This is a genomic window from Bradyrhizobium sp. SZCCT0148, assembly GCF_018129985.1.
Lineage (GTDB): Bacteria > Pseudomonadota > Alphaproteobacteria > Rhizobiales > Xanthobacteraceae > Bradyrhizobium > Bradyrhizobium japonicum_H.
In genome coordinates, this window is the sequence record NZ_JAFCKT010000001.1 from 376,198 (window position 1) to 401,797 (window position 25,600).

A 25,600-nucleotide genomic window follows, 5' to 3' on the forward strand; every position below is an offset into this window, starting at 1 on the left:
CGGCGGCGCCAAAGTGCCTGCCTGTGCGGAGGCCGTCAACGAGGGGGCAGGCTTTATCTGCGCAGCAGCGGGCGGCCGACCGGCGTGCCGTCAGGCGCTCTGGGCGGTCTTCACCACCACGACATTGCTGTCGTCGTGCTGGGCAGGGCCGTCCTCGCGCACCGGCTTCTCGGTTTCGCCGGCATGGCGCTTCAGATAGTCGCGGCGCATGCCGATCTCGTCGCGGACGAATTCATAGCCGAGCTTGAAGGTGTCGAGCCCGTCGGTGCTGATCGTGCCGTCCCTCAGGCCGATGACGGCGCCGCGCAAAATGCCCTCCAGCTCGTCCTGCAGACATTCAAGCTGGTCCAGGGAGTGGGCGTGCTCGATCCGCTCGCCGATGTCGAGAATGGCGGTGGAGAGTTCGCTGGCTTTCTCGGGGGCGATGCGGGTGATCTTGGCGTAGATCGCCGCGAAGATCGAGCCGATGACGCTGAGCGCGGCGGCGCCCAGATACATCAGGTCGCTATACTTATCCATGAACGACTTGGTGTCGTCGTTGATGTAGTCGGCCGCCCCCTGGTGCGCCATCACGAAGGCGTCCTTCTCGGTCGACGCCGGCTCAATTCTGCTGGCAAAGCCGTTGTCGAGTCCGAGCGCGGATTTGTTCTCGTAGATGGTGCGCGCCAGCTCGCCCGCCGTCGAGGCCGCCATCCTGGATTGCGCGACCAGCAGCCATTCGAGCCCGATCGTGTCGAGGTCGTCGTCGGGAATCTGCGGCGAGGTCGACAGCGTGCCCGCCGTCAGCGTCTCGCTGGAAATGCCGGGAAGCCTGCGCGCCAGCGCCTTGGCCTCGTCGATCGCGTTGAGCGTGAAGCCGCCGCGCCTGGCGACCTGTTCATAGGCCTTGTCACGCACGGCCCTGGATGCATGGACGATGGCAATCACCGCACCAAAGCCGTTTGACGGGGCAAACAGCTTGTCGAGCGTCATGCCTTGCGGCGCCATCTGGATCTTCGCGGCGTCGGGACCTTCGGGGATGTCGAGAATGCTGCGGACGAAGGCGAGCGAGGCTTCGCTGTCTGCGACGACGGCAATCTTCTTTTTCTTCAGCTCGGCGATTGACTTGATGTACTTGGTGCCGGGGCCGAGCAGAAGCACGAGATCGTGCTCGAGGATCGCAAGCGTGCGCGCCCGCAGCGGCACCTTGGCGTCGGTGCGCAGGACGGCGAGGTCGGCCTGCTTGCGATCGAACTGCGCGATCGCCTTGGCGTTGTCGGGGTTGTTGACGACCTTGATCCGGAAGCGCGAGGCGTTGGTCTTCAGCACGGCAGCGAGCTTGGCTGCGAACAGCGCCTCGTCGCTGTTTGGGGCGCCGACGGCAAAGGTCAGCGTCTCCGAATTGTGCAGCAAGGCGCGGCCGCCCCAGACGGTGGCGAGCGACAGCAGCAGGGTCAGCACGACGTAGAGGAAGACCTGTTGCTGATTGGTCTTGATCACCTTGGGGCGCCGCGGCGGCGGCTCGATCGGAGATGCGGCGGGGCCTTCAGTACTCATGGTCAGTACTCATGGCTGCACTCTGGCCTTATTCGCGGGTGACGGGCGGCTCGCGGACGTGATCGCGGCGGGCGCCCTGCAATTCCTAAAGCTCTGAAAAAAGAACGATAATCGGTGCCGGCAATGATAGCGTGCCAGGTTTGGAAAGCAAATTTCGAGCCGAGGGTAACCTTACTCGGTCCGGCCTCGGCGAAAGGCATCCTATCACCGGTTAGCCACACTTGGCGATTTTCCGGTTCCCCCCGGCTGCATTCCGACACGGGAGATGTCATAAATCAAAGGTCCCGGCGATTTGACCGGTCCAAGAAGAAGTTGCGCTGAACGCTCCAATTTTTCTTGTCAGCTCAATGAGGGCGTCGGCCTTGTCGTTTCCACCCATGTCATCGGCGGTTCCGGTCGAAGCGCTCATTGGCTGGATGTTGCTGCTCACCTTCAAGCACATCATCGCCGATTTCGTCCTTCAGACCGCCTGGATGGCGCATGGCAAGGACCAGAAGCACGGCTGGGCCCTGCCGCTTCTGGTGCATTGCCTGGTTCACTTGGCGGTTGCGCTGCCGCTGATTTTGATCGTGGCGCCGAAATTCTGGTTCGTTGCCTTCATCGACTTCGTGATCCACATCACGATCGACCGCGCCAAGGGACTGGTCTCGGCCAATTTCGGCGTCGACCTCGCGCATCCCTGGTTCTGGACTCTGCTCGGCGTCGACCAGGCGCTGCATCATCTCACCGGCATCGGCTTGTCCATCTTCATGGCTGCGAACTGAGGCGAGTGCCTCGGGGCGACGGTCGGGCCTGCCTGGTTCGCGACGGCGCTGCGCGCTTCCTCACCCTGCGGGGAGGCTCTGTCTGCTGCTCCAGACTTCATCCTGAAGAGCCCGCCGAACGTGGGCGTCTCCAAGAACGGCCGCGGGAAGCTCACTGCCGACCTCCTGATTCGCGGCGGGCGCGCAAGTACACCGGGTGACTACCGGAGGGGTTGGTTAACCTTTCATTAGAGAATTGCACTGCATCTTCGGAGTCGAGGGAGAACTGCAATGTTTTCAAGCCGCGACGCCTTTGAAAGCGATTCCTGCCCGGTTCAGGACGAACTCCTCGGCGAGATGTATCGCGCCAGCGAGAGCGGCCTGCCGAGGCTGGTCGAGAGTGTTTCCCCGGACGCACGCGCCAAGCTGGCGCTGTTCTGCTATCGCCGCAGCCATCTGCATTCGCTGGCGGTCGCGATCGCGGGAAGCTGTAGCGAGCGGGACCTGATCGAGAACGGCGGCCGCGTCGGCTCGACGCTCTATGCGCTGTCGCGCGAAAGCACGGCGAAATCCTCGCCGTCGCTGTCGGGCGGACGCAAGCCGATCACGCTGTCGACCAAGCCGCTCTCGGTGCTCGCACCGCTGGACGACGAGATCGACGACGACATCAGCGAAGCCGTTCCAGCCTAACTCGCTTCGATCGCCGGAAGCCCGAACTTCCGCCGCGCCATCGCGCATTCGGCGTCGCCCGGCATGCAGGTGCGGCACACCTCAGGCCGTACCGCATAGATGCCGCATGCGGTCGCTTTTCCAATGTCCCCCTGCAAGGCCGAGCAGCGATTGCCCTCGCAGCGCATGCCGGATTGGCGGTCGTTGACCAGCGCTTCCGGAATTGCGGCGAGCTCTTCGTCGCTCTCGATCGAGAAGCGCGGCCAGTTGGCCGAATAGCCGCAGCAAGCGCCGCAACTCTGGCAACAGCTCGACAGATCGATGGGGGAGCTCTCTTCCATCCTTGTTACGTATTCCTCAGGTGTCTTTGGGCGGGCCCCAGACCAGGCTCTGCCGCCATCTCGCACGTAGCACGTCGCGCCGCTCCGGATATTTTTCATCGAGATAGTTGGCATCGACCACGCGGTCGGTGCGGAAGCTGCGGAAGTCGCCGCGTAGCTCGCACCAGGCCGCCAGCAGCCGCACGGCCTCGAGATAGCCGACCGAGATCGGCCAGATCATGCGCTCGCTGGCGCGCCCCTGCTCGTCACGATAGCGCAGCATGATCTTCTTGCCTTCGTGGATCTGGGTGCGCGTGCGTACCATGTCGAGGCGGTCCGGCTCCCTGTTCCAGCTCGGTCGTGCCCGGCTTGCCGGCTCCAGCACGAAGGGACGCAGGCGCTCGGGCACGGTGTCGGCAATCTTGGCCATCAGATCCTCGGCCGCACGTGCCAGTGCCGAATCGGCGTGGCCGGCGACCCATTGTGCGCCCAGCACTGCCGCCTCGATCTCGTCGGGCGTCAGCATCAAGGGCGGCAGGTCGAAACCCTTTTCCAGGATGTAGCCCATGCCGGCCTCACCGCGGATCGGCACGCGCTGGCCGATCAGCGTCGCGATATCGCGATAGATCGTGCGCTTCGAGGTCTCGAGCTCGGCCGCGATGGCATCCGCCGTCAGCGGCTTACGGGTGCGCCTCAGCACCTGGATGATCTGAAACAGCCGGTCGGCGCGTCTCATGACGGGTCTCTCGTTGGTCTTCTTCTCAAAAGGCGGCGCGCGGCTGCTGACAGGATGTTGGCAGCAGGGGGGTTCTATACCGGGACGACACATCGACTGAAGGGGATTTGTCCATGATCATTCCGACCCATTTCGGCCCGGCGATTCCGGTGTTGCGGGCACAGGCGTGGTCCGCATCCGCGTTCGGCCGCCTCGTTTCACTCGATCTCATGGCCGTCGACCTCCGGTTTGCCCTCGCAAGCGTGGTGGCGCGCTCGCTGATCCAGGCTGCGGACGCGCTGGCCCGGCAGGTGATGAGCCGTGCCTGGCGGGGCGCCCGCTTCGCAGAAGATATCACGGCTGCTGCCACCATGGTGGCAGCAGCCCGTCACTAGGTTCCGTCAACTGGTTCAGGAGAAGCTTCATGATCACGCTCTACGGATTTGGCGCCGGCTTCGGCCTGCCGGAAATCAGCCCTTTCGTCACCAAGACGGAGGTGCAGCTCAAGATGGCGGGATTGCCCTACCGGAAGGAGCGGGCGATGCCGCCGGCCTCCCCCAAGGGGCAGTTGCCGTTCATCGACGACGGCGGTGAGGCGGTGGCCGATTCCACCTTCATCCGCGCCCATATCGAGCGCCGCTACGGCTTCGATTTCGACGCCGGTTTCTCCGTGCAGGAGCGGGCGCAGGCTTGGGCGTTCGAACGCATGATCGAGCACCACGTCTATTGGGGACTGGTCGGCGCGCGCTGGGTCGATCCGGTCAATTTCGCCAAGGGCCCTGCGCATTTCTTCGACGGCGCACCGGAGCACAATCGCGAGAAGCTGCGCGAGGATGCGCAATTCCGCGTCGCCGAGAACTATCTGCTCTCGGGGCTCGGCCGTCATGGGCCCGATGACGACGTCGCCCTTGCCGCGCGCTCGCTGTTCGCGCTCTCGGTGCAGCTTGGCGACAAGTCGTATCTGATGGGCAGCAAGCCCTGCGGCGTCGACGCCACCGCCTTCGGCATGCTCGCCGGCATCCTCTCGCCGTTCTTCGAATCGGCCCTGCGCGAGCGTGCCGAGGGCTTTCCGAACCTCACTGCCTATGTCGATCGCATGATGGACAAGTACTATCCGGAGTTCGGCTGGACCCCGCTGCGGCAGGCAGCGTGAGGAACGCAGCGTATCCGCTTCGTCATGCCCGGGCTTGTCCCGGGCATCCACGTTCTTCGCGCCGCGTGGCAAGGCGTGGATGGCCGGGACAAGCCCGGCCATGACGACCTCAGTGGCAATGCCATTCTAGACGCACGAAACAAAAGAGCCGGCCCGTCGGGGCCGGTTCTCGTTGTTTCAGAGCTGCTACTGCGCTTACTTCACCAGCGAGTACTTGCCGTCCTTCACCGTGAGCAGGATGCGGGCGCGCTCGTCGACGCCGTAGCGGTCTTTTTCGGTGAAGTTGTAGACGCCCTGGCTCGCCGCGAGGTCCTTCTCCGACAGCAGCGCCTGACGGATCGCTTCGCGGAATTCCGGCGTGCCCGGCTTGGCCGTCTTCAGTGCCACCGGCACGATCCGCTTCAGGATCTCGAACGCATCGTACGAATGTCCGGCGAACTGGCTGCGGCTGTTGGGACCATACTTGGCCTCATAGGCCGCGTTGAGCGCCAGGCCCGGCTTCTTGGTGAGTGCGCTGTCCGGCTGGTCTTCCGGATCCATCACGGGGCCCGAGGCCATCAGCACGCCTTCCGCCGCCTTGCCGGCGATACGGATGAAATCCATGCTGGCGGCGCCGTGGGTCTGGTAGATCAAGCCCTTGTAGCCGCGTTCGCGAAGCTCGGTCTGCGGCAGCGCGGCCGCGGTGCCGGATGCGCCGACCAGGATCGCGTCGGGATTGGCGGCAACCAGCTTCAGCACCTGTCCGGTCACCGAGGTGTCGGGACGGGCGAAACGCTCCTCGTCGACGATGGTCATGCCCATCGGCACGGCCTGGGCCTTCAAATCGTTGAACCAGAGGTCGCCATAGGAGTCGGAGTAGCCGATATAGCCGAGCGTCTTCACGCCCTTGGACTTCATGTGGTCGTACAGCACCTTGCCGACGATCGGAATCGGCTGCGGCATCGCCACCGACCACTTCATGCGCTCGGGCGTGATCGGGAACGGCGCGAGACCGAAATGCGGAATGCCGGCTTCGTTGGCGACGTTGGAGACCGCGATCGTCGGCGGCGTCAGCGCCGAGCCCATGATGATGTCGGCTTTGGATTCGGTCACGAAGCGGCGGGCGTTGGTGGTCGCGGTGGTGGGATCGCCGCCGTCGTCGAGCACGATCACCTTCAGCGGCACGCCGCCGATTTCCTTCGGCACGAATTCCAGCGCGTTACGCTCGGGAATGCCCAGCGCGGCGCCGGGGCCGGTCGTGGTGGTGGTGATACCGATGGTGATTTCGCTGGTCTGGGCCAGCGCGGGCAGCGCCGGCAGGGCAAGCGTCGCAGCCGCAATGGCGGCGGTCAGGTAAAAGCGTTTCATCTATTCCTCCCTTTACGTGTTTCTTTGAAAGCAGAAATCGGGGGGTAATTCAGCCCCCTCTTTTGGTGATGCGGCGATTTAGCTCCGCACTTAGCTCCCTGTGAACTTGGCTACCATTTCCGCCGGGAACGGTGCCGATTTCAGCTTGTCGGGGTTAACGGGATCGCGGCCGACCAGAACGCGGGTTTCGAAACCCTCGATCGCCAGCGCCTCGCCCTTGTAGACGTTGTGCTTCACCTCGAAGCTCGATCGCTTGATGCTCTCGATCTTCGTTTCGATGGTGATCCAGTCGCCATAGGTCGAGGGGATGTAGAACTTGGACCGCGTGTCGACCATGGGGATGCCCACCAGGCCGTATTTGCGGACCAGGTCCTGCTTGGAGAACCCGGCGACCTCGAACAGGGTCGAAGTCGAATCGTCGAACATCGCGAAATAGCGCGGGTAATAGACGATGTTGGCGGGGTCGCAATCGCCCCACTGGATCTGGACCTCGCGCCGGTTCACGAACATGTGTCGCGGACCTTATTTCGGCGCCATGCGCAGCGAGCCGTCGAGGCGCACCACTTCGCCGTTCAGGTACGAATTCTCGACCATGTGCAAAGCGAGCGCGGCGAATTCGTCGGCATGGCCGAGCCGGCGCGGGAAGGGGATGGCGGCGGCGAGCGAGTCCTGGGCTTCCTGAGGCAGGTTCGCCAGCAGCGGAGTCAGGAACAGGCCGGGCGCGATGGTGAGCACGCGGACGCCGAATTGCGCGAGCTCGCGCGCGATCGGCAGCGTCATGCCGACGATGCCGCCCTTGGACGCGGAATAAGCCGATTGCCCGATCTGGCCGTCATAGGCGGCGACCGAGGCCGTGTTGATGATGACGCCGCGCTCGCCGGTCGCCTGCGGCTCCAGCTTGGACATCTCGGTGGCGGCCAGGCGCAGCATGTTGAAGGTGCCGATCAGATTGACCTTGATCACCTTGTCGAAATCGGCGAGCGCCATCGGGCCGTCGCGGCCGACCACGCGCTTGGCAACGCCGATGCCGGCGCAATTGACCAGCACGCGGGCCGGACCGTGGGCCTTGGCGGCCTGCGCGACCGCGGCTTCGGCCGAGGCGGCATCGGAGACATCGCAGGTGATTGCGACGCCCTTGATCTCGGCAGCGACGGTCTCGGCGAGCTTGGCGTTGAGGTCGAACACTGCGACCTTGGCGCCCTGCGCCGCCAGCTTTCGCGCGGTGGCAGCGCCCAGTCCCGATGCGCCGCCGGTGACGATGGCTGCCTGATCCTTCAACAACATGGCGTTCTCCTGGTGCGGTGGTTTCTTATCCGACCGATATCACACGGTCCGACGGATTGGCAGCGTAGAGCTCCTCGATCAACTCGGTGCGATGCTCGAGCACCGCGCGCTGGTTGATCGAGCCCTTGTCGGTGACCTCGCCCTTGTCGATCGAGAGCGGCGCGTCCATCAGGATTGCACGCGTGATCCGCGTCGAGGAGCCGGTGGCCTGGCTGAGGAAACGGGTCAGGCGCTCGCGAAAGGCTTCACGGACCAGCCGGTCGCGCGTCGCGACGACGAGATCGTCGGTGGGCAGCGTCGGGTTGACCAGCCGGCAGCCGTCGAGGTCGAGCACCACGAGCGCTGAGACCTCGTCGCGGTTGATGCCGGCGATGACGACGTCGCGCACCAGCGGGGCGCAGGCCGCCGTGAGGCGCGCGCGCAAGGGGCCGACGCTGACCCAGGTGCCGCTGGCGAGCTTGAAGTCTTCGCCGACGCGGCCGTCGAAATCGAATCCGGCGTTGAAATCATCGGGATCGGACGGCTTCAGCGCGTCGCCCATCTTGTAAAATCCTTCCTCGTCGAAGGATTTCGCGGTGATGTCGGGCTGCCGCCAATAGCCGGGCATCACGTTCGGCCCCTTCGCGCGCACTTCCAGCTTGCCGTTGTTCGGCACCAATTTGGCGTCGTTGCCCAATACCGGCAGGCCGACATGGCCGGAGCGGCTGGTGCGCGGATTGACCGACATGAAGAACGGCGCGGTCTCGGTCGCGCCCAGGCCGGTCAGCATCGGCACACGATAGCCTTTTTCCTTCACGGCGAGCTCGTCGAGGCTGTCCCAGATGAACGGCGACAGCGCGGCGCCCGAGAAGAACATCGCATGCAGGCGGTCGAAGAACTTTGCGCGCAGGCCCTGGTCGTCGCGCAGATAGGGCAGCAGCGATTCATAACCCTTCGGCACGTTGAAATAGACCGTCGGCGAAATCTCCTGGAGATTGCGCACGGTCTCCTCGATGCCGCCGGGCATTGGCTTGCCGGCGTCCAGATACATCGAGCCGCCGTTGTAGAGCGTCAGCCCGATATTGTGGTTGCCGCCGAAAGTGTGATTCCAGGGCAGCCAGTCGATGATGACGGGCGGCTCGTCCTTGAGGAAGGCGAGTGTCTCGCGCAGCATCACCTGGTTGGCGCAGATCATGCGCTGGGTGTTGATGACGGCCTTGGGGTTGCCGGTCGAGCCCGAGGTCAGCAGGAATTTTGCGATCGTGTCCGGGCCGATCCTGCCATGGACATCGTCGAGATCGGCGCGGATCGGCGTCGCCATGAGGTCGGCGAGCGTGGTGACGTCGCGGCCCGGCACGTGGCCGTAGGAAGCGGCGATCTCGGTGCCGAGCGAGACGTTGGCGGCAAGCGCATCGGCGAACTTGTCGGCATCCTCGGCGAAGACGAGGCCGGGCGTCAGCAGCTTCATCAGATAGGACAGCTTGCCGTAGTCCTTCGACACCAGCGAATAGGCTGGCGACACCGGGCAGAACGGAATGCCGGCGTAGAACGCGCCGAACGCTAGCAGGGCGTGATCGATCGAATTGCCCGAGAGGATGACGACCGGCCGCTCCGCCGACAGGCCGCGCGCGATCAGGCCCGATGCAATGTGACGGCTTGCGACGAGCAGCTCGGCATAGGTGATCTTGCGCCAGAAGCGGGCGCCGTCGCGTTCGGCCATGAAGACGCGGTCCGGCGTCGTGGTGGCCCAATGATGCAGGCGGTCGGTGAGACGCACCGGATAGTCGCCGAGCGGCTGCTTCGGCCTGAGGTAGATCGTGCCGTCGTCGCGCCGCTCGATGTTGACGGCGGGATCGCCGAACGAGATGGGCCGCAGCGGGAAAGTGCTCGCGCCGCGCTCCATGCTGGAAGAGGACGGCTGCGCGCTCATGACTTCGGCTTCACCTTTGCGGTCTTGTGTTCGAGGAATTCGCGGATCCTGCGCTTTGCCTCCTTGTCGCTCTGCGCGACCGTCGCCATCAGCGATTCCATCAGCAGGCCGGTCTGCGGATTGGCCTCCGCGATCATCGGCAGCGCCTGCAGCACGGCGAAGTTCGTCAGCGGCGCGTTGGAAGCGACCTTGGTTGCAAGCTCCATCGCCTTGCCGAGCCCGTTGCCGGCCTCCGTGACATATTGCGCGAAACCGTAGGACGCGCCTTCGGTCGCACTGTAGACGCGGCCCGTCAGCATCATGTCCATCATCCGGGCGACGCCGATCAGTCGCGGCAGCCGCACCGAGCCGCCGCCGCCGACGAAAATGCCGCGCTGTCCTTCCGGAAGCGCAAAATAGGTCGAGGGTTCGGCGACGCGGATATGCGCCGAGCAGGCGAGCTCCAGCCCGCCGCCGATCACGGCGCCCCTGAGGGCTGCGATCACGGGGACCCGGCTGTACTGGATGCGGTCGAACACCCGGTGCCACATCTGGGAATGCAGCAGGCCGCCGGTGGCGTCATGCTCGGTCAGCTCGGACAGGTCGAGGCCCGAGGAGAAATGATCGCCGATGCCGTGGATGACGACCGCCCCGATATCCTCGGGCAGCGACGCAAAGCACTCGCCGATTTCCAGGATGATGCCGTCGTTGAGCGCATTGCGCTTGGCCGGCCGGTTCAGACCCACGGTCAGAACCCGGTCCGCCCTCTCGATCCGGAGTAGCCCGGAGGCGCCCGCGTCAGCGGTCTCGGCGTTTCCCTGTGTCATTTGCGTCCTTGTTAGAATAGTTATGTTGTATAACGAATTCTTGGGGAGTCAAGGAGGGGTGGACTATATCACCCCGGGGCAGGGGCTTTGACCCGGCGTCCAGCGGACTTGCAGGAATTTGACGCGCGACTGCCCCACCTCCGTCATTGCGAGCGCAGCGAAGCAATCCAGAATGTTTCCGCGGACGGACTCTGGAATGCTTCGCTGCGCTCGCAATGACGCGGTGAGGGCCTTCCTCACATCACCTGATGCACGTCGATCACGACGCGATCCGCATGGCGCGCGGCCGAGCCGACGAAGATGTGCTCCATCAGCCAGCGATACGTCTGATGCCCGGTCTCGAATTTCGGCACGGTGCGGAAGTAGATCAGCTTGGGATCGACCGGCTCGCCGCGCTTGAGCTTCTGCAGCAGCTCGACGGGACCGAAGCGCATGCCCTTGTTCTCGACATAGACGACCGCACCGTCGTTGGTTTCGAAGGCGTATTTGGCTTCAAGGTCGATCAGCTCGTTGGGGCGAATGGTCTGGAAGTCGGCGCCGAACGGCAGCACCTTGCCTGATATCGCGCCCGTGACTTCGCCGCCGATGATAGGGATGATGCGGCGAACGCCGATGCCGGTCTCACCGGCGGTGACGACGTCGCCGATGCGCGCGGTGACGGTGAAGACGTATTTGGTCTCGAGCGTCGGCGTGGTCATCGCTTCACCTCTTCAATGCGCCATCATTCGCGTCGGCAGCCAGGTCGCCAGCAGCGGGAAGGCGATCAGGATCACGAGGCGGATCAGGTCCGTCACGACGAACGGAATCACGCCCTTGAAGATCGTGGAGAAGGAGACGTCCTTCACCACGCTCTTGATGACAAAGACGTTCATGCCCACCGGCGGATGGATCAAGCCGAGTTCGACGGTCATCACGATGATGACGCCGAACCAGATCGGGTCAAAACCGAGATGCGTGATGACGGGGAAGATGATCGGCACCGTGAGGATGATCATCGCCATGGCATCCATCAGGCAACCGAGCACGAGATACATCACCATGATCAGCGCCAGCACGCCGTAAGGGCCAAGGCCGAGGCCGGTGAGGAATTCCGTCACCTTCTGCGGCGTCTGCGTCACCGTGAGGAAATAGCCGAAGATCAGCGCGCCGATCAGCACGGTGAAGACGGCGGCCGCGGTGCGCGTCGCCTGCAGCAGCGAGGCCAGGATCTTCTCGCGGTCGAGCCGTCCGGTCAGCACGCCGATGATGAACGCGCCGGCGGCGCCGACACCGCCGGCCTCGGTCGGCGTGAAGCGTGGCAAAAAGGGCAGGCCGTAGAGGCCGCCGATCACGAAGATGAACAGCAGTACCGGCGCCCAGATCTCCTTCAGGCCCGCAAAGCGCTCGCGCCATGGCGTCAACTTGCCCTTCGGCAGGAAGTCGGGACGAAAATAGCCGATCAGGAAGATCGTGATCATGTACATGCTCATCGCCAGCAGGCCCGGGATGATGCCGGCGATGAAGAGCTTTCCGATGTCCTGCTCGGTGATGATGCCGTACACCGCAAGCACGGTTGAAGGCGGCAGCATTGCGCCCAGCGTGCCGCCGGCGGCGATCACGCCGGTGGCAAAGGATTGCGGATAGCCGAAGCGGCGCATCTCTGGGTAGGCGACGGCGGAGAAGGTGGCGGCAGTTGCCACCGACGAACCGCAGATCGCGGCAAAGCCGCCGCAGGCGCCGACGGTGGCAATGCCGAGCCCGCCGCGCAAATGTCCGACGAAACCGTTGGCGGCGCGGAACAGCTCGCGGCTCATGCCGGAATTGGACACGAACGAGCCCATCAGCAGGAACATCGGGATGACGCCGAAGGTGTAGTCGGTCACCGTGCGCATCGAGGTCTGGCCGACCAGCTTCAGCGCCGCGTTGCCGTTGACGAGATAGGCGAAGCCGGAGACGCCGACGAGGCCCATGGCCATGCCGACCGGCACGCGCAACAGCATCAGGACGAACAGGGAAACGAAGCCGATTAAGGCGACGGCATCGGTGCTCATGATTACTCCGTCGCCTTCAATTTGGGATCGTGCATGTCTTCGGGATGAAAGATCAGGCGGTAGGTGCGGATTGCGATCAGCAGCACGGCCGCGGCATCGCCGATCCATGCGACCGCAAAGAACGGCCATGTCGGCATGTGCATGTCGAAGGTCTGGACGTTGTCGTTGTAGGTGCCGCGCACCTTGTCGAACAGCGTCCAGGTCTGCACGGTCACGACGAACAGCAGCACCAGGGTCGCGAACACGTCGATCCAGCGCTGGTGGCGCGGGCCGACATTGCCCCAGACGAGGTCGACCGTGATGTGGGTGCCGCGATAGGAGGTCGCTGCGATCCCCCAAAAGATGAGGATGCCGAGCAGCAAGCGGCCGATGTCGAAGGAATCGGGGATCGAGTAGTTCAGCGTGTTGCGCAGCAGCACCGACAGGAAGATGTCGAGCGCGACGATGCCGACGAAGCCGGCCGCGATCCATTCGATGGTGTCGATGATGCGGTCCATCCAGGAGCGCTTCATGGGGAAAAAATCCTTCCGACGGGTTTGCGATGTGTCCGCGATCGAGGTGCGCTCCCTCCCCCGCTTGCGGGGGAGGGATAGGCGGCCTTCGGCCGCCGTTCTTTAAGACGACGCCGATGCGAAGCATCGGCTATGGGAAAGGGTGTCTCCACAGCGGGACAATCCCCTAGATGAGAAAGCCCTCACCCGGCGCGCGGGTCGATGCTTCGCATCGCCCGATCGCACCGACCTCTCCCGCAAGCGGGAGAGGTGCAGCGAGTGCGTGGCCGCAGTTCGCCGTCACTCCGCCAGCGCGTTGTACTTCTTCAGCGAGGCCTTGAGCTCGGTCAGCGCGGCATCGGGATCGGCGCCGGCCTTCTTGGCGCCCTCGGACCAGGTCTTCACCAGCGGCTCGGCGGCCTTTTTCCAGGCGGCGGTCTGCTCCGCCGTCAGCTTGTAGACCTCGTGGCCGGATTCCGCCTTCACCTTGTCAATGCCGGCATCCTCGAACTTGCCCCAGTGCTCGCCGACCACGCCGGCCATCTCGACCGAGCAGTTCTTGTCGATCGCTGCCTTCTGCTTGTCGGACATCGCATTGTACTTGTCCTTGTTCATGACGAACACGAAGGTCGTGGTGTAGAGCGGCGCCTCCATGTCGAACTTGGTCACCTTGTCGATGCCGAACAGGACCAGCGACCCCCATGGGAACGTGACGCCGTCGGCGACGCCGCGCTCGATGATGTCGCGGACCTCAGGCGCGGAGGATTGCACGTTAGTGCCGCCGAGCGATGTCACGAAGTTCGCCATGGTGGCGTGCGCCGGGCGGATCTTCATGCCCTTCACGTCCTCGGGCATGACGATCTTCTTGGTCTTGGAATGGAACGAGGAGGGCGAGTGGACGAACGCCAGGCAATATTTGACGTCCTTCATCTCCTTCTCGGCATATTTGCGATACCAGGCGTCCAGGCCCATGGAGCCGCCTTTGGCATCCGAGATCAGGAAGGGCAGCTCGCCGGCACCGATGATCGGGAAGCGGCCGGGCTGGTAACCGGGATTGACGTAGGTGACGTCAGCAATGCCGTCGCGCGCCATGTCGTAATGGTCGAACGCCTTGCCGAGTTGCTGAGCCGGAAACACCTTGCCTTTGATGGTGCCGCCGGAATCCTTCTCGACTGCGGCCGCCCAGTCTTCCAGCGATTTCTGCAGCGGGTGCGAGGCCGGCACCCAGTGCGAGATCTTCAAATCGAAGGTCTTGTCCTGCGCGAACGCGGGCGTCACGCTTGCTGCCAGCAGCAAAGCCAGACAGGCTTTCCTCATCACACGTCTCTCCCTGTTGTCGACAGCGGGCTTCGATGGCCCGGTCTCATTAATTAACATGTTATCTAAATGGCCGACGTGTTCAAGCCGGAACTGGCGCGCACCCCCTGTCGCATCCTTAACCGTCAGCCCTGTTGAAAGAATTGTCGCCGTTCGCGCGACCAGCACTCCCTTTTGCCCAACTGTTATATGATATAATTATCCTGCGCAGGGCAACGCGACAAGCGGGCTGCGACGAAAGCCTAAGGGACAGGGAGGAGCAAGTATTGCGGACAAAAGTCGCAATCATCGGGGCCGGGCCGGCCGGATTGTTGCTTGGGCAATTGCTTCATGCCCACGGCATCGACAATGTCATCCTGGAGCGGCAGAGCCCGGATTACGTGCTCGGTCGAATCCGCGCCGGCCTTCTGGAGGAAGGAACCGTCGGGCTGCTCGACCGGATTGGGGCCGGCGCCCGGGCGCATGCCGAGGGCCTGGTGCATGAAGGCATCGAGCTTGCCTTCTCAGGCCGTCGTCACCGCATCGACATGAAGGGCGCGACCGGCAAGACGGTCATGATCTACGGCCAGACCGAGGTCACGCTCGATTTGATGAATGCGCGGAAAGCTGCGGGTCTTACGTCGGTCTACGAGGCCAAGGACGTGCAGCCGCATGATTTTGACGGCAGTCACCCGCGCGTAACCTGGGTGAAGGACGGCGTCACCCACACGCTGGATTGCAATTTCATCGCCGGCTGCGACGGTTTCCATGGCGTCAGCCGTGCCAGCGTTCCGAGATCCGCGATCGAGGAGTTCGAGCGGGTCTATCCATTCGGCTGGCTCGGCATCCTCTCTGATACGCCGCCGGTCAGTCACGAGCTGATTTACTCCAACCATGCCCGCGGCTTTGCGCTTTGCACCATGCGCTCGACGAAGCGCAGCCGCTATTATGTGCAGTGTTCGCTCGACGACCATGTCGACCAATGGCCGGACGACCGTTTCTGGGACGAATTGAAGCGCAGGCTCGACCAGGAGGCGGCCGACAGCCTCGTCACGGGCCCTTCGATCGAGAAGAGCATCGCGCCATTGCGCAGCTTCGTCGCCGAGCCGATGCGTTTCGGCAAGCTGTTCCTGTGCGGCGACGCCGCCCACATCGTGCCGCCGACCGGCGCGAAGGGGCTGAACCTCGCCGCCAGCGACGCGCATTATCTCTCGACCGCGCTGCGCGAATTCTACGACGAGAAATCCAGCGCCGGGCTCGATGCCTATTCTGCAACGGCGCTCGCGCGGGTCTGGAAGGCGGTGCGCTTCTCGTGGTGGATGACCTCGATGCTGCACAAATTCCCCGATAACGGCAGCATCGGTGCGCGCATTCAGCTCGCCGAACTCGATTACGTCACGCAGTCAAAGGCCGCGATGACGTCGCTGTCGGAGAATTACGTGGGATTGCCGTTTTAGGATGGTTGTTCTGCATCGTCATTGAGAGCGTAGCGAAGCAATCCAGAAATCCCTCCGCGGAGACAGTCTGGATTGCTTCGTCGCAAGAGCTCCTCGCAATGACGGCGGAGGTCGTTTCAAACACCTGCTCAATTTCCGTTTAAAGCTTTGTAGGTGATGCTTTCGTTCCCTCGTTCGCGTTCAATGCCGGTAACCGAGGACGCGAGATCGCCATGACCGACACCGACATTCCCGCCGGCTTCGAGCCGCATTTCCGCAAAGCGCCGCTCACTGATCCCTGGGAGCCGCTCTACTCGAAAAAGACCGACAAGGGCGTCACCGTCGGATTGCGGCTGGCAACGCCGCACACCAACGCGCGCGGGCTGATCCATGGAGGCCTGATCGCCGCGCTGGCCGATGCCGCCATGGGCTACAGCTGTGCCCAGGCAACGGGCTGGACGACGTCGTTCGTCACGATCTCGCTGTCGGTCGACTATGTCGGTGCCGCCCAGATCGGCCAATGGCTCGCGGTGGAAGGTGAGGCGATCAAGACCGGCAACACGATTTGTTTTGCGCAATGCCTGGTGAGGGCCGATGACGCCGTGATCGCGCGGGCGAGCGGGGCCTTTCGCGTCGTTCCGAAGAAGGCGTGATGCTCTCGTACCCCGGACGCAGCGCAGCGCTTCTGAGCGGTGCGCTGCAGAGCCGGGGCCCATCTCTATCTGCAGCTTATGGTACGGATTTTTGGGGCCGGGCTCAGCGCAGCAGCGTTGCACGCTGCAGCGCGTCCGGGACGCGAGACCGTCACCCAAACCTCCACTCCGCCGTTTCCACCACGAGATCAACGAACGCGCGCACCTTGGCCGAGAGCAGGCGCGAGGTCGGGTAGATGATGTGGATCGGCAGCGCCGGCTGCTCGAACTTCGCCAGCACGATCTTCAGCCGTCCGCGCTTCAGCCCCTCGGCGGCCTGATAGGCCAGCACGCGCGTTACGCCGCCGCCGGCCTCGGCGTATTGCAGGGCGGCGTCGGCGCTGTTGCTGATGAAGCGGGGCGATGGTGCGACCTCGACGTCGCGGCCGTCCTGCACGAAATGCCAGCCGGCGATTGGGCCGAACTGGATGGTCTGGTGTTGGAGCAATGCGTCCGGCGTCTTCGGCTCGCCATGGCGCTTCAGATAGCCCGGCGTCGCTACCACGATCCGCCGCATCTCGCCGACCTGACGCGCCACCAGCGAGGAATCGGCGAGGTGACCGATCCGCACCGCGACATCGACGGCGTCCTCCACGAGATTGACGAGATGGTCGGACAGGCGCAATTCCGCGCCGACCTCGGGATAGCGCTTGAGATAGGCCGTCATGACCGGCCCGACATGCAGCCGGCCGAAGCCGACCGGCGCCGAGACCACCAACCGTCCGCTGGGCCGGTTGCGCTCCTCCCGCGCGGAGCCGTCGGCCTCCTCGACGTCGGCGAGAATCCGCCGTGCACGCTCCAGGTAACGCGTGCCCACGTCAGTCAATCTCACCTGCCGCGTGGTCCGCTGCAGCAGTCGGGCGCCGAGATGCTCCTCCAACGCCGCGATCAGCCGCGTTACGGCCGACGGTGACAATTGCAGCTTGCGCGCCGCCGGCGCAAAGCCGCTGAGATCGGCGACGGTGACGAAGACGTGCATGGCTTCGAGGCGATCCATTTAATTATTGCATATATTGCAATGATGAAGTGTCAAGCGGGCAGATTGTTTTGATCGGCGAAAGGTCCATTTTAAGCGGCGAAAGACGCAGCAATGCGCCGGAATTCAGGAGATGTTCCGATGACGACAACAGTCCCAACTTATGCCAGCGACGTTGCCTTCACCCCCGCGGTGAAGGCGATCCAGGCGCGCAAGGGGTCGCGCGAGGCCTATGGCCGCGTTGAGCAACGCGGCTGGCGCACCGAGGTCGACGAAAACCTCGAGGCCTTTCTCGCGGACGCGAACAGCTTTTACCTCGCCACCGCATCGGCCGATGGCCAGCCCTATATCCAGCACCGCGGCGGCCCGAAGGGCTTCCTCAGGGTCCTGGACAAGCAGACGCTCGCCTTTGCGGACTATGCCGGCAATCAGCAGTTTATCACCCAGGGCAATCTCTCGGAGAATCCCAAGGCCTACATCTTCGTGATGGACTACGCCCATCGCCGCCGGGTGAAGCTCTGGGGTGAGGCCCGCGTGGTCGAGGATGACGAGGCGCTGACCACGTCGCTGATGCCGAAGGGCTACCGCGCACGGCCGGAGCAGGTGATCCTGTTCAAGATCGAAGCCTGGGACACCAACTGCCCGCAGCACATTCCCCAGAAGTTCGACGCGGGCGATGTCGCTGCGGCACTGGCGGCGAGGGATGCGAGAATTGCGGAGCTGGAGGCAGAGGTGGCGGCGTTGAAGGGTGAGAAGGGGTTATCTGTCAACGAAAGCTAGAGCGGAGTGTGGGCTACACACCCTCTCCCCTTGTGGGAGAGGGTGGCTTCGATACATGCATCGAAGCCGGGTGAGGGGTTCTATCCCCTCGAGCGGTGTTGCAAGTTGAGAGAACCCTCATCCGGCGCTCCGCGCCACCTTCTCCTGCAACAAGTGGCGAAGGGAATAACGAGTTCTCAGCTAAATCACACTCTCGCCTTCGTGCTGGAAGCCGAGATAGCTCGCTGCCACCCGCTCGTTGGCCGCGATGTCGCTGGCCCTGCCGCTGAGCACGAACTCGCCGAGCTCCATCACGTAGGCCTGGTCCGCGATCTTGAGCGCGGCCTGGGCGTTCTGCTCGACCAGCAGCACGGAGACGCCCGCGGCGCGCAGCTCGGTGACGATGCGGAAGATGTCGGCGACGATGATCGGGGCGAGGCCGAGGCTCGGCTCGTCCAGCATCAGCAGTTTCGGCTCACCCATCAGCGCGCGGCCCATCGCGAGCATCTGCTGCTCGCCGCCGGAGAGCGTGCCGGCGAACTGCTTGCGCCGCTCTTTCAATCGCGGAAACAGCGAGTAGACGCGCTCCATCGAGGCCTTCGCCTTGTTTCGCTCGATCCTGAAGGCGCCGAGCTGGAGGTTGTCCTCGACATTCATGGTCACGAATAATTCGCGGTGCTCCGGCACCAAGCCGAGCCCCATCGCGACGCGGTCCTCGATGTCGAGCCGGGCGAGATCCTGGCCGGCAAAGGCGACGCGGCCCTTCAAAGGCAGGATGCCCATGATGGCGGACAGCAGCGTGGTCTTGCCGGCGCCGTTGGCGCCGACGATGGTGACGATCTGGTTCTGGCCGACCTCGAGCGAGACCGAGCGTACCGCCTCGACCTTGCCATAGGCGACGTGGGCGTCGGTGACGGACAACAGGGCGCTCATGCCGCCACTCCGAGATAGGCCTTGATCACTTCGGGATTGGTCTTGATCGTGGCGGGCGTGCCTTCAGCGATCTTGGTGCCGAAGTCGAGCACCACGATACGGTCGGCGAGGTTCATCACGAAGCCCATGTCGTGCTCGACAAGGAGCACGCTCATGCCGCCGTCGCGCAAGTCGCGCAGCAGCTTGGCGAGTTGCTGCTTCTCCATGTGGCGCAGGCCGGCGGCCGGTTCGTCGAGCAGCAGCAGCATCGGATCGACGCAGAGTGCCCGCGCGATTTCGACGATGCGCTGCTGGCCAAGCGAGAGCGAGCCTGCGAGCTGATGCATCTGGTCGGCGAGGCCGACGCGCTCGATCTGGCGCGCGGCTTCCGCGAGAAGTCTGGCCTCGTCGGCGCGGTCGAGCCGCAGCATCGAGGCGATCGGCCCGGAATGACCGCGCAGATGCGCGCCGATCGCGACGTTTTCCAGTACGGTCATGTCAGGGACCAGCTTCACGTGCTGGAAAGTCCTGCTGATACCGAGCTTGACGATCTCCTGCGGCGGCGCGTTGTCGACCTGCTTGCCCAGCACCGAGATCGAGCCCGATGTGGCCGACAGCACGCCGGTGATCAGGTTGAACGTCGTGCTCTTGCCGGCGCCGTTCGGGCCGATCAGCGCGACGATCTCGCGGGCCTGGACGTCGAAGGAAACGTTGTTGACCGCGACCACGCCGCCGAACTGTTTTCGCGCCTTGTCGACCTGGAGCAGGATGTTGGACTCGCCGGGCGCGCGCGGACGTTGATCCAGCTTCAGCGAGGTGTCCGGCCTCTTGCCACTGGCCCGCTCCGGCAGGAAGGACATCAGCCACGGCCAGAGGCCGCCGGGGGCGAGCTGCAGCAGCGCCACCAGCATGATGCCGAACACGATGGTCTCGACCTGCCCGGAGCCGGGCAGGATCAGCGGCAGATAGCTCTGCAGCACCTCTTTCAACACCACGACGATCGCCGCGCCGAGCACGCCGCCCCAAACATAGCCGGCGCCGCCGACCACTGCGATGAAGAGATATTCGATGCCGGCCTGCGCGCCGAACGGCGTCGGGTTCACGGCGCGCTGGAGGTGCGCGTAGAGCCAGCCCGAGAGGCCGGCGAGCACCGCGGCATGGATGAATACCAGCAATTTGGCGCGCGGCGTGTGCACGCCGAATGCCTCCGCCGCGACGTGGCCGCGCCGGAGCGCACGGATGGCGCGGCCGGTGCGGGAATCCAGCAGGTTCATGGTGAGCAGGGCCGAGACGATCACCGCGATCCAGATCGCGTAATAGATCGAGCCGGGCGAGAGCATCTTGAACGATCCGATCGACAGCGGCGGAATCGCCGAGATGCCGTCGTTACGGCCGAGAAACTCCAGCTTGCTGAAGAGATAGAACAGGCCGAGGCCCCAGGCGAGCGTGCCGAGCGGCAGATAATGGCCGGAGAGGCGCACGGTGATCAGCCCGAGCAGCACCGCCAGCGATCCGCTGACCACAAGCGACAGCGGCAGCGTGAGCCAGGGCGACAGGCCGTAGGCCGTCGACAGCACCGCTGTGGTGTAGGCGCCGAAGCCGACGAAGGCCGCCTGTCCGAACGAGGTCAGGCCGCCGACGCCGGTCAGCAGCACGAGGCCCATCGCGACGAGGGCCGCAAGGCCGATATTGTCGAGCAGCACGATCCAGAACGGCGGCATGCCCGGGACGAACGGTATCGCGGCCATGACGAGTGCGAAGACGATGATGGGAAGGCGGCTCTGCATCTTAAGCCTCAGTCCTTCTCTTCTTCGACCGCGGGCGCCGCGAGCGAACGCAGCAGCAGCACGGGGATCAGCAGCATGAAAACGATCACCTCCTTGTAGTTGGAGGCATAAAAGGACGAGAACGCCTCGACGAGGCCGACGACCAGTGCCGCGACGGCGGTGAGGGGATAGCTGACGAGGCCGCCGATGATCGCGGCGACGAAGCCCTTCAGGCCGATCAGGAAGCCCGAGTCATAATACAGCGTCGTGATCGGCACGATCATGATGCCCGACAACGCGCCGATGACGGAGGCCAGCAGGAAGGCGATCTGTCCCGACAGCGTGGTGCGGATGCCGACGAGCCGCGCTCCCAACCGGTTCACGGCGGTCGCACGCAGCGCCTTGCCGTAGAGCGTCAGGCCGAAGAACAGCCAGAGCGCGACGATGAAGGCGATGGTGATGCTGTAGACGGTGAGGCTCTGGCCGGTGAAGCGCAGCGAGCCCGCCGTGAACGCACCGGACAGCACCGCAGGTCCGCGCTGGCCTTCGGCGCCGAAGAACAGCAGGCCGAGGCCCTGCAGCGCCAGATGGACGCCCACGGATGCGATCAGCAGCACCAGCACGGAGGTGTGTGCCAGCGGCTGGAATGCGACTCGGTAGAGATAGAGGCCGATCATCGCCACGATCACCAGCGACAGCGCGATCGAGATCGCGACCGGTGGCTTCTGGGCGGCGAAGTACACGGTCAGCGCCAGCACGATGGCCGGCAGCACGATGTTGGTGAGGGCGCTGCGGACGATTAGGCGGCCATGCAGCGCGTTGCGCGCGACGAACAGGTCGAAAGCGAAGGCGCCGATGCCCAGCGCCAGCGCGAGCTTGGCCGTGCCCGGCATCTGGCCCGCGGCCAGCGAGGCATAGGTCAGCGCGCCGTAGGTGACGAATTCGCCTTGGGGAATAAGGATGACGCGGGTGACGGCGAACACCAGCACCAGCGCCAGGCCGAGCAGCGCATAGATCGCGCCATTGGTGATGCCGTCCTGCACCAGGAACAGCATGATGGTGGTATTCAAGACCGGACGCTCCCCCTTAAGATAACGGTCCGGTCCCCCCGATTGCGGTGGACGGTCCGCTCACAGCCATTGAAAAACGCTGACGATATTTGATATGGTCCATAACAATTATCAAATATAACATCAAGGGCGGGAACGATCCCTCCCGAACTTAGCGGGATTACGAGCACGAGGCGATGACCGTTTCCAAAGCCGCCGAAAAGTCCTCCGAAAAGCCGGCCGACACGGCCAAGGGCCGCAAGGACGCGGCCGAGCTGCAAGGTCAGGGCGCCGGCGAAGCGCTCCAGCTCGGCGAGCTATCGGAACAGCTCGGCTATGTGCTGAAGCGGGCGCAGCTCAAGGTGTTCGAGAACTTCCTGCGCTGCATGGCCTCGCTCCAGCTCACGCCGGCGCAGTTCTCCGTGCTGCTGCTGGTCGAGAAGAATCCCGGCCGTAACCAGACCGAGATCGCCTCCACCCTCGGCATCCTCAGGCCGAACTTCGTCGCCATGCTCGACAATCTCGAGAGCCGCGACCTTTGCGCGCGGATCCGCTCCACCAACGACCGCCGCTCGCACATTCTGGTGTTGACCGACAAGGGCAAGGCGGTGCTGGCCCGCGCCAAGAAGCTCGTCGCCACCAAGCACGAGGCCCGCCTGAACGAGCTGCTCGGGCAGGCCAACCGCGAAGCCCTGATCGCGATGCTCGCGAAGGTCGCGAACGAGTTCTGAGGAAAGCGCTCTACGACCCCGTCATGCCCGGGACGAGCCCGGCCATGACGGCAAGGATATCTCGGCCTCAATCCACCAAGATCACCCGGATATCGTTCACATTGGTCAGCGTCGGGCCGGGCTGCAGCAGATCGCCCGTCGCCTCGAAGAACGTCGTGGCGTCGTTGTTGTCCAGGTACGCTTGCGGCTGCAGCGACAGCGCCTTCATCTTTCCGAATGTCGTCGCATCGATCAGCGCGCCGGCGGGGTCGGTGGGATGGCCGGCGCCGCCGTCGGCGCCGTCGGTGTCGCCCGCCAGCGCCGAAACATCAGGCATGTCCTTCAACAACGACGCCAGCGCCAGCGCGTATTCCTGGTTCGGCCCGCCGCGCCCGTTGCCGCGCACGGTGACGGTGAGCTCACCGCCGGAGAGGATCGCGAGGCGCTTGCCTTGCGCGCGCGCCTGCAGCGCCAGCCTGGCGTGATCGGCGGCCACCTCGCGCGCCTCGCCTTCCAGATCGGCGCCGAGGTCGATCGTCTCGTAACCGGCGGCGCGCGCGAGATTCACCGCGGCGTCGAGGGACTGCTTGGGCCGCGCGATCAGTTCGAATTGCGCGCGAGCGAAGGCAGCATCTCCGGGCTTGCAGCTTTCGTTGGCGGGATCGTCGAGCGCGCGGCGCACGGCATCGTCGATGTCGAGCCTGTATTTCGCGACGATGGCGCGCGCATCGGCCAGCGTGGTCGGATCAGGCACGGTGGGACCGGAGGCGATCGCGGAAGGATCGTCATGCGGCACGTCGGAGATCGCGAGCGTCACGATCTCGGCCGCATTCCTGCCGGCACGTGCGAGGCGGCCGCCCTTGATCCGCGACAGATGTTTCCTGACGACGTTCATCTCGCCGATCGGCGCGCCCGAGCGGAGCAGCGCCTTGTTGACCGCCTGCTTCTGCGCGAAGCTGATGCCCTCGCTGGGGGCGATCCAGTTCGCCGAGCCGCCGCCGGTGAGCAGCACCAGCAGCAGATCGTCAGGGCCGGCTTCGCCCGCGAGCGCGAGCGTGTCGGCCGCGCCCTTGAGGCCAGCTTCGTCCGGCACGGGATGCCCGGCCTCGACCACGCGGATGCGGCGCGTCGGCACGCCGTAGCCGTGGCGCGTCGTGGCGATGCCGACCATGCGTTCCGGTGCGAACTGCAGCGTATCGAGATAATGCCGTTCGGCCGCCGCGGCCATGGCGGCGGCGCCCTTGCCGGCGGCGAGGCAGATCACGCGTCCTTTCGGCGCCGGCCGCAAGTGCGGCGCCAGCACCACATCGGGATGGGCGGCGGCAACGGCGGCGTCATAGAGCGCGCGGAGCAGGGGACGGCGGTCGGTCATCACGATGGCTTTCGGCAGACGGAGAAGAGGCAGACTGGCGGAATTCGCCGCCGTTCCCCATGCCTACCGCATCAGACGGCAAAGCGTAAGCACGCTTCGCCGTCATTTGATTATGCAATCGCGTGACGATAATCGCCGCATGGCAAAAGGCCCTCCGCGATGATCTCGCGGAGGGCCTTGAACATTCGGATCAGGCTGGAGGCTAACCCCCGGCGTCAGCGCTGATCACGTCGCCGAACAGATCCCACTTCTCGCCCTTGAACTTCATGAGCTGGAGCGAGCTGATCGGAGCGAAGTCGTTGGCGCCGGTGTTGATCTTGATGCCGGGGAGCAGCACCTCGGTGCGGAAGTCCTTCACGCTCGCCGCCTGCTTCATGACGTTCTCGCGCGTAAGATTGTCGCCGCACTTCTTCAGCACCTCCACCAGCGTCTGCGCCACGCCGTACCCGACGACCGTGCCGCCGTCGAGCTTATCGCCTTCCGGGAAGTACTTGGTCATGAACTCCAGGAATCCCTTCATCCCGGGGTCGTCTTTCCACTGAGGATCGGACACGTCTTTCAGGTAAGCGGCCGAGATGATGTCCTGCGAATTCTCGAAGCCGGCGGGCTTGATCACGCTGCCGACCGAGGCCGAGACGTTGTTGAGGAAGTGGGTCGGCTTCCAGCCGATTTCGGCGGTCTTCTTGATGGCTTGGGCCGCGAATTTCGGTGTGGTGATGTTGACGAAGACGTCGGCTCCGGTCGCCTTCAGCTTGACGATGTGGTTGTCGATCGTCGGCTCCGACGTCTCGTAACTTTCCTCCAGCACGATCATGCTTGCGGCCTTGGCACCGAGCCCGTCCTTCAGGCCTTTCAAATAGTCCTTGCCGTAATCGTCGTTCTGGTAGAGCACGCCGATCTTAGCATTCGGCATCGCCTTCAGGATGTATTTGGCGTAGATCTGCGTCTCGCTTTGGTAGTTCGGCTGCCACCCCATGGTCCATGGGAAGTTCTGCGGGTCGTTCCACTTGGTGGCGCCCGTTGCAACGAAGAGCTGCGGCACCTTCTTCGAGTTCATGTATTTCTGGATCGCCGAGTTCGGCGGCGTGCCGAGCGAGTTGAAGATCAACAGCACCTCGTCGCTCTCGACCAGCTTGCGCGCCTGCTCCACGGTCTTCGGCGGCGAATAGCCGTCGTCGTAGGAGATGAAGTTGATCTTGCGGCCGTTGATGCCGCCCTCCTCGTTGATCTTCTTGAAATAGGCGGCTTCGGTCCGCCCGATGACGCCGTAGGCGGAGGCTGGTCCGCTGTAGGGCATGATGTTGCCGATCTTGATCTCGGTATCGGTCGCGCCGGTATCGTATTTCTTCTGGGCCGATGCAGTTGAGGCCGACGCCGCAATGAGCGCAAGCGCCAGTGACGCGGCCGCAAGTTTGCCGGTGACAGCGGGCATTCCTATCTCCCTATTTCTTTGGTGTGTGTGCGCCCCTTTTCTTGTCTCGGTCTTTTTGGCGACGCTGCCGCAATTCAATACGATTTGGCTGATGCCTTCAACAGAAAGCCCCCGCGACGGCGTCGCGGGGGCTGCTCCTTTAGTAGTCAAGGGCGCGGCCGGTCTCGTGTGCGACTGCGAGAAGATCCGGCTGTCTT

At 64.1% G+C, this 25,600-nt stretch carries 26 protein-coding genes; 8 read left to right on the forward strand and 18 right to left on the reverse strand.

The window, feature by feature from the left end:
• Window positions 1-90 precede the first annotated feature (90 nt).
• Entirely contained in the window at window positions 91-1,536 is a 1,446-nt protein-coding gene (locus tag JQ580_RS01795) for a TAXI family TRAP transporter solute-binding subunit (protein ID WP_212278039.1), read from the reverse strand.
• A 416-nt stretch (window positions 1,537-1,952) separates the two neighbouring features.
• On the opposite strand from JQ580_RS01795, the gene JQ580_RS01800 reads away from it, so the two are divergent.
• Together JQ580_RS01800 and JQ580_RS01805 are read left to right on the forward strand one after the other, a co-directional pair.
• A complete protein-coding gene (locus JQ580_RS01800) occupies window positions 1,953-2,300 on the forward strand; it encodes a DUF3307 domain-containing protein (protein ID WP_212279174.1) in 348 nt (115 codons plus the stop codon).
• 270 nt (window positions 2,301-2,570) lie between these two features.
• Window positions 2,571-2,969, forward strand: a complete 399-nt coding sequence (locus tag JQ580_RS01805; protein WP_212278040.1) for a hypothetical protein — start codon at window positions 2,571-2,573, stop codon at window positions 2,967-2,969.
• Here JQ580_RS01805 and JQ580_RS01810 read toward each other — a convergent pair.
• Both JQ580_RS01810 and JQ580_RS01815 read right to left on the reverse strand, forming a co-directional pair.
• Window positions 2,966-3,289, reverse strand: coding sequence for a YkgJ family cysteine cluster protein (locus JQ580_RS01810; RefSeq protein WP_212278041.1), 324 nt, complete (start codon window positions 3,287-3,289; stop codon window positions 2,966-2,968). The genes JQ580_RS01805 and JQ580_RS01810 overlap by 4 nt on opposite strands.
• A gap of 16 nt (window positions 3,290-3,305) precedes the next feature.
• On the reverse strand, window positions 3,306-4,004 hold the full coding sequence (locus JQ580_RS01815) for a helix-turn-helix transcriptional regulator (RefSeq protein WP_097660039.1): 699 nt from the start codon (window positions 4,002-4,004) through the stop codon (window positions 3,306-3,308).
• 113 nt (window positions 4,005-4,117) lie between these two features.
• Between JQ580_RS01815 and JQ580_RS01820 the strand changes: the two genes are divergently transcribed.
• Together JQ580_RS01820 and JQ580_RS01825 are read left to right on the forward strand one after the other, a co-directional pair.
• Complete coding sequence (locus JQ580_RS01820; protein ID WP_212278042.1) at window positions 4,118-4,378, forward strand: hypothetical protein; 261 nt, start codon at window positions 4,118-4,120, stop codon at window positions 4,376-4,378.
• A 29-nt stretch (window positions 4,379-4,407) separates the two neighbouring features.
• Window positions 4,408-5,136 carry a glutathione S-transferase family protein gene (locus JQ580_RS01825; protein WP_212278043.1) on the forward strand — a complete coding sequence of 243 codons (729 nt, stop codon included), beginning with the start codon at window positions 4,408-4,410 and terminating at the stop codon, window positions 5,134-5,136.
• A 195-nt stretch (window positions 5,137-5,331) separates the two neighbouring features.
• Here the strand turns inward: JQ580_RS01825 and JQ580_RS01830 are convergent, their stop codons facing one another.
• The 9 genes from JQ580_RS01830 to JQ580_RS01870 form a co-directional block, all read right to left on the reverse strand.
• Entirely contained in the window at window positions 5,332-6,483 is a 1,152-nt protein-coding gene (locus JQ580_RS01830; protein ID WP_212278044.1) for an ABC transporter substrate-binding protein, read from the reverse strand.
• Between the two features lie 90 nt (window positions 6,484-6,573).
• Entirely contained in the window at window positions 6,574-6,993 is a 420-nt protein-coding gene (locus JQ580_RS01835; RefSeq protein ID WP_094976668.1) for an acyl-CoA thioesterase, read from the reverse strand.
• A gap of 12 nt (window positions 6,994-7,005) precedes the next feature.
• Window positions 7,006-7,767, reverse strand: a complete 762-nt coding sequence (locus tag JQ580_RS01840) for an SDR family NAD(P)-dependent oxidoreductase (RefSeq protein WP_166476237.1) — start codon at window positions 7,765-7,767, stop codon at window positions 7,006-7,008.
• 25 nt (window positions 7,768-7,792) lie between these two features.
• Window positions 7,793-9,676 (reverse strand): feruloyl-CoA synthase, encoded by a 1,884-nt coding sequence (locus JQ580_RS01845; protein ID WP_212278045.1) that lies wholly within the window; start codon window positions 9,674-9,676, stop codon window positions 7,793-7,795.
• Complete coding sequence (locus tag JQ580_RS01850; RefSeq protein ID WP_094976671.1) at window positions 9,673-10,482, reverse strand: crotonase/enoyl-CoA hydratase family protein; 810 nt, start codon at window positions 10,480-10,482, stop codon at window positions 9,673-9,675. Before JQ580_RS01850 ends, JQ580_RS01845 begins: the two co-directional genes overlap by 4 nt.
• 236 nt (window positions 10,483-10,718) lie before the next feature.
• Entirely contained in the window at window positions 10,719-11,180 is a 462-nt protein-coding gene (locus JQ580_RS01855; protein ID WP_212278046.1) for a DUF3237 domain-containing protein, read from the reverse strand.
• A 12-nt stretch (window positions 11,181-11,192) separates the two neighbouring features.
• The gene (locus JQ580_RS01860; RefSeq protein WP_212278047.1) at window positions 11,193-12,512 is read right to left on the reverse strand and encodes a TRAP transporter large permease; all 1,320 of its coding nucleotides are present in this window, start codon (window positions 12,510-12,512) and stop codon (window positions 11,193-11,195) included.
• A gap of 2 nt (window positions 12,513-12,514) precedes the next feature.
• Complete coding sequence (locus tag JQ580_RS01865; RefSeq protein WP_212278048.1) at window positions 12,515-13,024, reverse strand: TRAP transporter small permease; 510 nt, start codon at window positions 13,022-13,024, stop codon at window positions 12,515-12,517.
• Window positions 13,025-13,303: 279 nt separating this feature from the next.
• Window positions 13,304-14,320 carry a TRAP transporter substrate-binding protein gene (locus JQ580_RS01870; RefSeq protein ID WP_212278049.1) on the reverse strand — a complete coding sequence of 339 codons (1,017 nt, stop codon included), beginning with the start codon at window positions 14,318-14,320 and terminating at the stop codon, window positions 13,304-13,306.
• A 266-nt stretch (window positions 14,321-14,586) separates the two neighbouring features.
• Between JQ580_RS01870 and pobA the strand changes: the two genes are divergently transcribed.
• Both pobA and JQ580_RS01880 read left to right on the forward strand, forming a co-directional pair.
• Complete coding sequence (gene pobA / locus JQ580_RS01875) at window positions 14,587-15,756, forward strand: 4-hydroxybenzoate 3-monooxygenase (RefSeq protein WP_212278050.1); 1,170 nt, start codon at window positions 14,587-14,589, stop codon at window positions 15,754-15,756.
• Between the two features lie 212 nt (window positions 15,757-15,968).
• Window positions 15,969-16,388, forward strand: coding sequence for a PaaI family thioesterase (locus JQ580_RS01880; protein ID WP_212278051.1), 420 nt, complete (start codon window positions 15,969-15,971; stop codon window positions 16,386-16,388).
• 151 nt (window positions 16,389-16,539) lie between these two features.
• Here the strand turns inward: JQ580_RS01880 and JQ580_RS01885 are convergent, their stop codons facing one another.
• Window positions 16,540-17,424 (reverse strand): LysR family transcriptional regulator, encoded by an 885-nt coding sequence (locus tag JQ580_RS01885; protein ID WP_212278052.1) that lies wholly within the window; start codon window positions 17,422-17,424, stop codon window positions 16,540-16,542.
• Between the two features lie 120 nt (window positions 17,425-17,544).
• Here JQ580_RS01885 and JQ580_RS01890 point away from each other — a divergent pair, with 120 nt between their 5' ends.
• Window positions 17,545-18,183 (forward strand): pyridoxamine 5'-phosphate oxidase family protein, encoded by a 639-nt coding sequence (locus JQ580_RS01890; protein WP_212278053.1) that lies wholly within the window; start codon window positions 17,545-17,547, stop codon window positions 18,181-18,183.
• Between the two features lie 180 nt (window positions 18,184-18,363).
• Here the strand turns inward: JQ580_RS01890 and JQ580_RS01895 are convergent, their stop codons facing one another.
• From JQ580_RS01895 to JQ580_RS01905, 3 genes are read right to left on the reverse strand one after another with little or no spacing between them, the layout of a single operon-like run.
• Window positions 18,364-19,095, reverse strand: coding sequence for an ABC transporter ATP-binding protein (locus tag JQ580_RS01895; protein ID WP_212278054.1), 732 nt, complete (start codon window positions 19,093-19,095; stop codon window positions 18,364-18,366).
• Window positions 19,092-20,861 carry a branched-chain amino acid ABC transporter ATP-binding protein/permease gene (locus JQ580_RS01900; protein ID WP_212278055.1) on the reverse strand — a complete coding sequence of 590 codons (1,770 nt, stop codon included), beginning with the start codon at window positions 20,859-20,861 and terminating at the stop codon, window positions 19,092-19,094. The genes JQ580_RS01895 and JQ580_RS01900 overlap by 4 nt, the downstream gene beginning before the upstream one ends.
• A gap of 8 nt (window positions 20,862-20,869) precedes the next feature.
• Window positions 20,870-21,910 carry a branched-chain amino acid ABC transporter permease gene (locus tag JQ580_RS01905; RefSeq protein ID WP_212278056.1) on the reverse strand — a complete coding sequence of 347 codons (1,041 nt, stop codon included), beginning with the start codon at window positions 21,908-21,910 and terminating at the stop codon, window positions 20,870-20,872.
• Window positions 21,911-22,086: 176 nt separating this feature from the next.
• On the opposite strand from JQ580_RS01905, the gene JQ580_RS01910 reads away from it, so the two are divergent.
• Entirely contained in the window at window positions 22,087-22,620 is a 534-nt protein-coding gene (locus JQ580_RS01910) for a MarR family winged helix-turn-helix transcriptional regulator (protein ID WP_094892866.1), read from the forward strand.
• Window positions 22,621-22,687: 67 nt separating this feature from the next.
• Here JQ580_RS01910 and JQ580_RS01915 read toward each other — a convergent pair whose 3' ends face one another.
• A complete protein-coding gene (locus JQ580_RS01915; protein ID WP_212279175.1) occupies window positions 22,688-23,971 on the reverse strand; it encodes a glycerate kinase type-2 family protein in 1,284 nt (427 codons plus the stop codon).
• Between the two features lie 202 nt (window positions 23,972-24,173).
• The gene (locus tag JQ580_RS01920; RefSeq protein ID WP_212278057.1) at window positions 24,174-25,403 is read right to left on the reverse strand and encodes an ABC transporter substrate-binding protein; all 1,230 of its coding nucleotides are present in this window, start codon (window positions 25,401-25,403) and stop codon (window positions 24,174-24,176) included.
• Window positions 25,404-25,600: the final 197 nt, after the last annotated feature.

Excerpts from the sequence above, each read along its gene's own strand:
- JQ580_RS01795 (WP_212278039.1), bottom strand. The coding sequence starts at position 1,536 with ATGAGTACTGAAGGCCCCGCCGCATCTCCGATCGAGCCGCCGCCGCGG.
- JQ580_RS01800 (WP_212279174.1), top strand. The coding sequence starts at position 1,953 with ATGTTGCTGCTCACCTTCAAGCACATCATCGCCGATTTCGTCCTTCAG.
- JQ580_RS01805 (WP_212278040.1), top strand. The coding sequence starts at position 2,571 with ATGTTTTCAAGCCGCGACGCCTTTGAAAGCGATTCCTGCCCGGTTCAG.
- JQ580_RS01810 (WP_212278041.1), bottom strand. The coding sequence starts at position 3,289 with ATGGAAGAGAGCTCCCCCATCGATCTGTCGAGCTGTTGCCAGAGTTGC.
- JQ580_RS01815 (WP_097660039.1), bottom strand. The coding sequence starts at position 4,004 with ATGAGACGCGCCGACCGGCTGTTTCAGATCATCCAGGTGCTGAGGCGC.
- JQ580_RS01820 (WP_212278042.1), top strand. The coding sequence starts at position 4,118 with ATGATCATTCCGACCCATTTCGGCCCGGCGATTCCGGTGTTGCGGGCA.
- JQ580_RS01825 (WP_212278043.1), top strand. The coding sequence starts at position 4,408 with ATGATCACGCTCTACGGATTTGGCGCCGGCTTCGGCCTGCCGGAAATC.
- JQ580_RS01830 (WP_212278044.1), bottom strand. The coding sequence starts at position 6,483 with ATGAAACGCTTTTACCTGACCGCCGCCATTGCGGCTGCGACGCTTGCC.
- JQ580_RS01835 (WP_094976668.1), bottom strand. The coding sequence starts at position 6,993 with ATGTTCGTGAACCGGCGCGAGGTCCAGATCCAGTGGGGCGATTGCGAC.
- JQ580_RS01840 (WP_166476237.1), bottom strand. The coding sequence starts at position 7,767 with ATGTTGTTGAAGGATCAGGCAGCCATCGTCACCGGCGGCGCATCGGGA.
- JQ580_RS01845 (WP_212278045.1), bottom strand. The coding sequence starts at position 9,676 with ATGAGCGCGCAGCCGTCCTCTTCCAGCATGGAGCGCGGCGCGAGCACT.
- JQ580_RS01850 (WP_094976671.1), bottom strand. The coding sequence starts at position 10,482 with ATGACACAGGGAAACGCCGAGACCGCTGACGCGGGCGCCTCCGGGCTA.
- JQ580_RS01855 (WP_212278046.1), bottom strand. The coding sequence starts at position 11,180 with ATGACCACGCCGACGCTCGAGACCAAATACGTCTTCACCGTCACCGCG.
- JQ580_RS01860 (WP_212278047.1), bottom strand. The coding sequence starts at position 12,512 with ATGAGCACCGATGCCGTCGCCTTAATCGGCTTCGTTTCCCTGTTCGTC.
- JQ580_RS01865 (WP_212278048.1), bottom strand. The coding sequence starts at position 13,024 with ATGAAGCGCTCCTGGATGGACCGCATCATCGACACCATCGAATGGATC.
- JQ580_RS01870 (WP_212278049.1), bottom strand. The coding sequence starts at position 14,320 with ATGAGGAAAGCCTGTCTGGCTTTGCTGCTGGCAGCAAGCGTGACGCCC.
- JQ580_RS01880 (WP_212278051.1), top strand. The coding sequence starts at position 15,969 with ATGACCGACACCGACATTCCCGCCGGCTTCGAGCCGCATTTCCGCAAA.
- JQ580_RS01885 (WP_212278052.1), bottom strand. The coding sequence starts at position 17,424 with ATGGATCGCCTCGAAGCCATGCACGTCTTCGTCACCGTCGCCGATCTC.
- JQ580_RS01890 (WP_212278053.1), top strand. The coding sequence starts at position 17,545 with ATGACGACAACAGTCCCAACTTATGCCAGCGACGTTGCCTTCACCCCC.
- JQ580_RS01895 (WP_212278054.1), bottom strand. The coding sequence starts at position 19,095 with ATGAGCGCCCTGTTGTCCGTCACCGACGCCCACGTCGCCTATGGCAAG.
- JQ580_RS01900 (WP_212278055.1), bottom strand. The coding sequence starts at position 20,861 with ATGCAGAGCCGCCTTCCCATCATCGTCTTCGCACTCGTCATGGCCGCG.
- JQ580_RS01910 (WP_094892866.1), top strand. The coding sequence starts at position 22,087 with ATGACCGTTTCCAAAGCCGCCGAAAAGTCCTCCGAAAAGCCGGCCGAC.
- JQ580_RS01915 (WP_212279175.1), bottom strand. The coding sequence starts at position 23,971 with ATGACCGACCGCCGTCCCCTGCTCCGCGCGCTCTATGACGCCGCCGTT.
- JQ580_RS01920 (WP_212278057.1), bottom strand. The coding sequence starts at position 25,403 with ATGCCCGCTGTCACCGGCAAACTTGCGGCCGCGTCACTGGCGCTTGCG.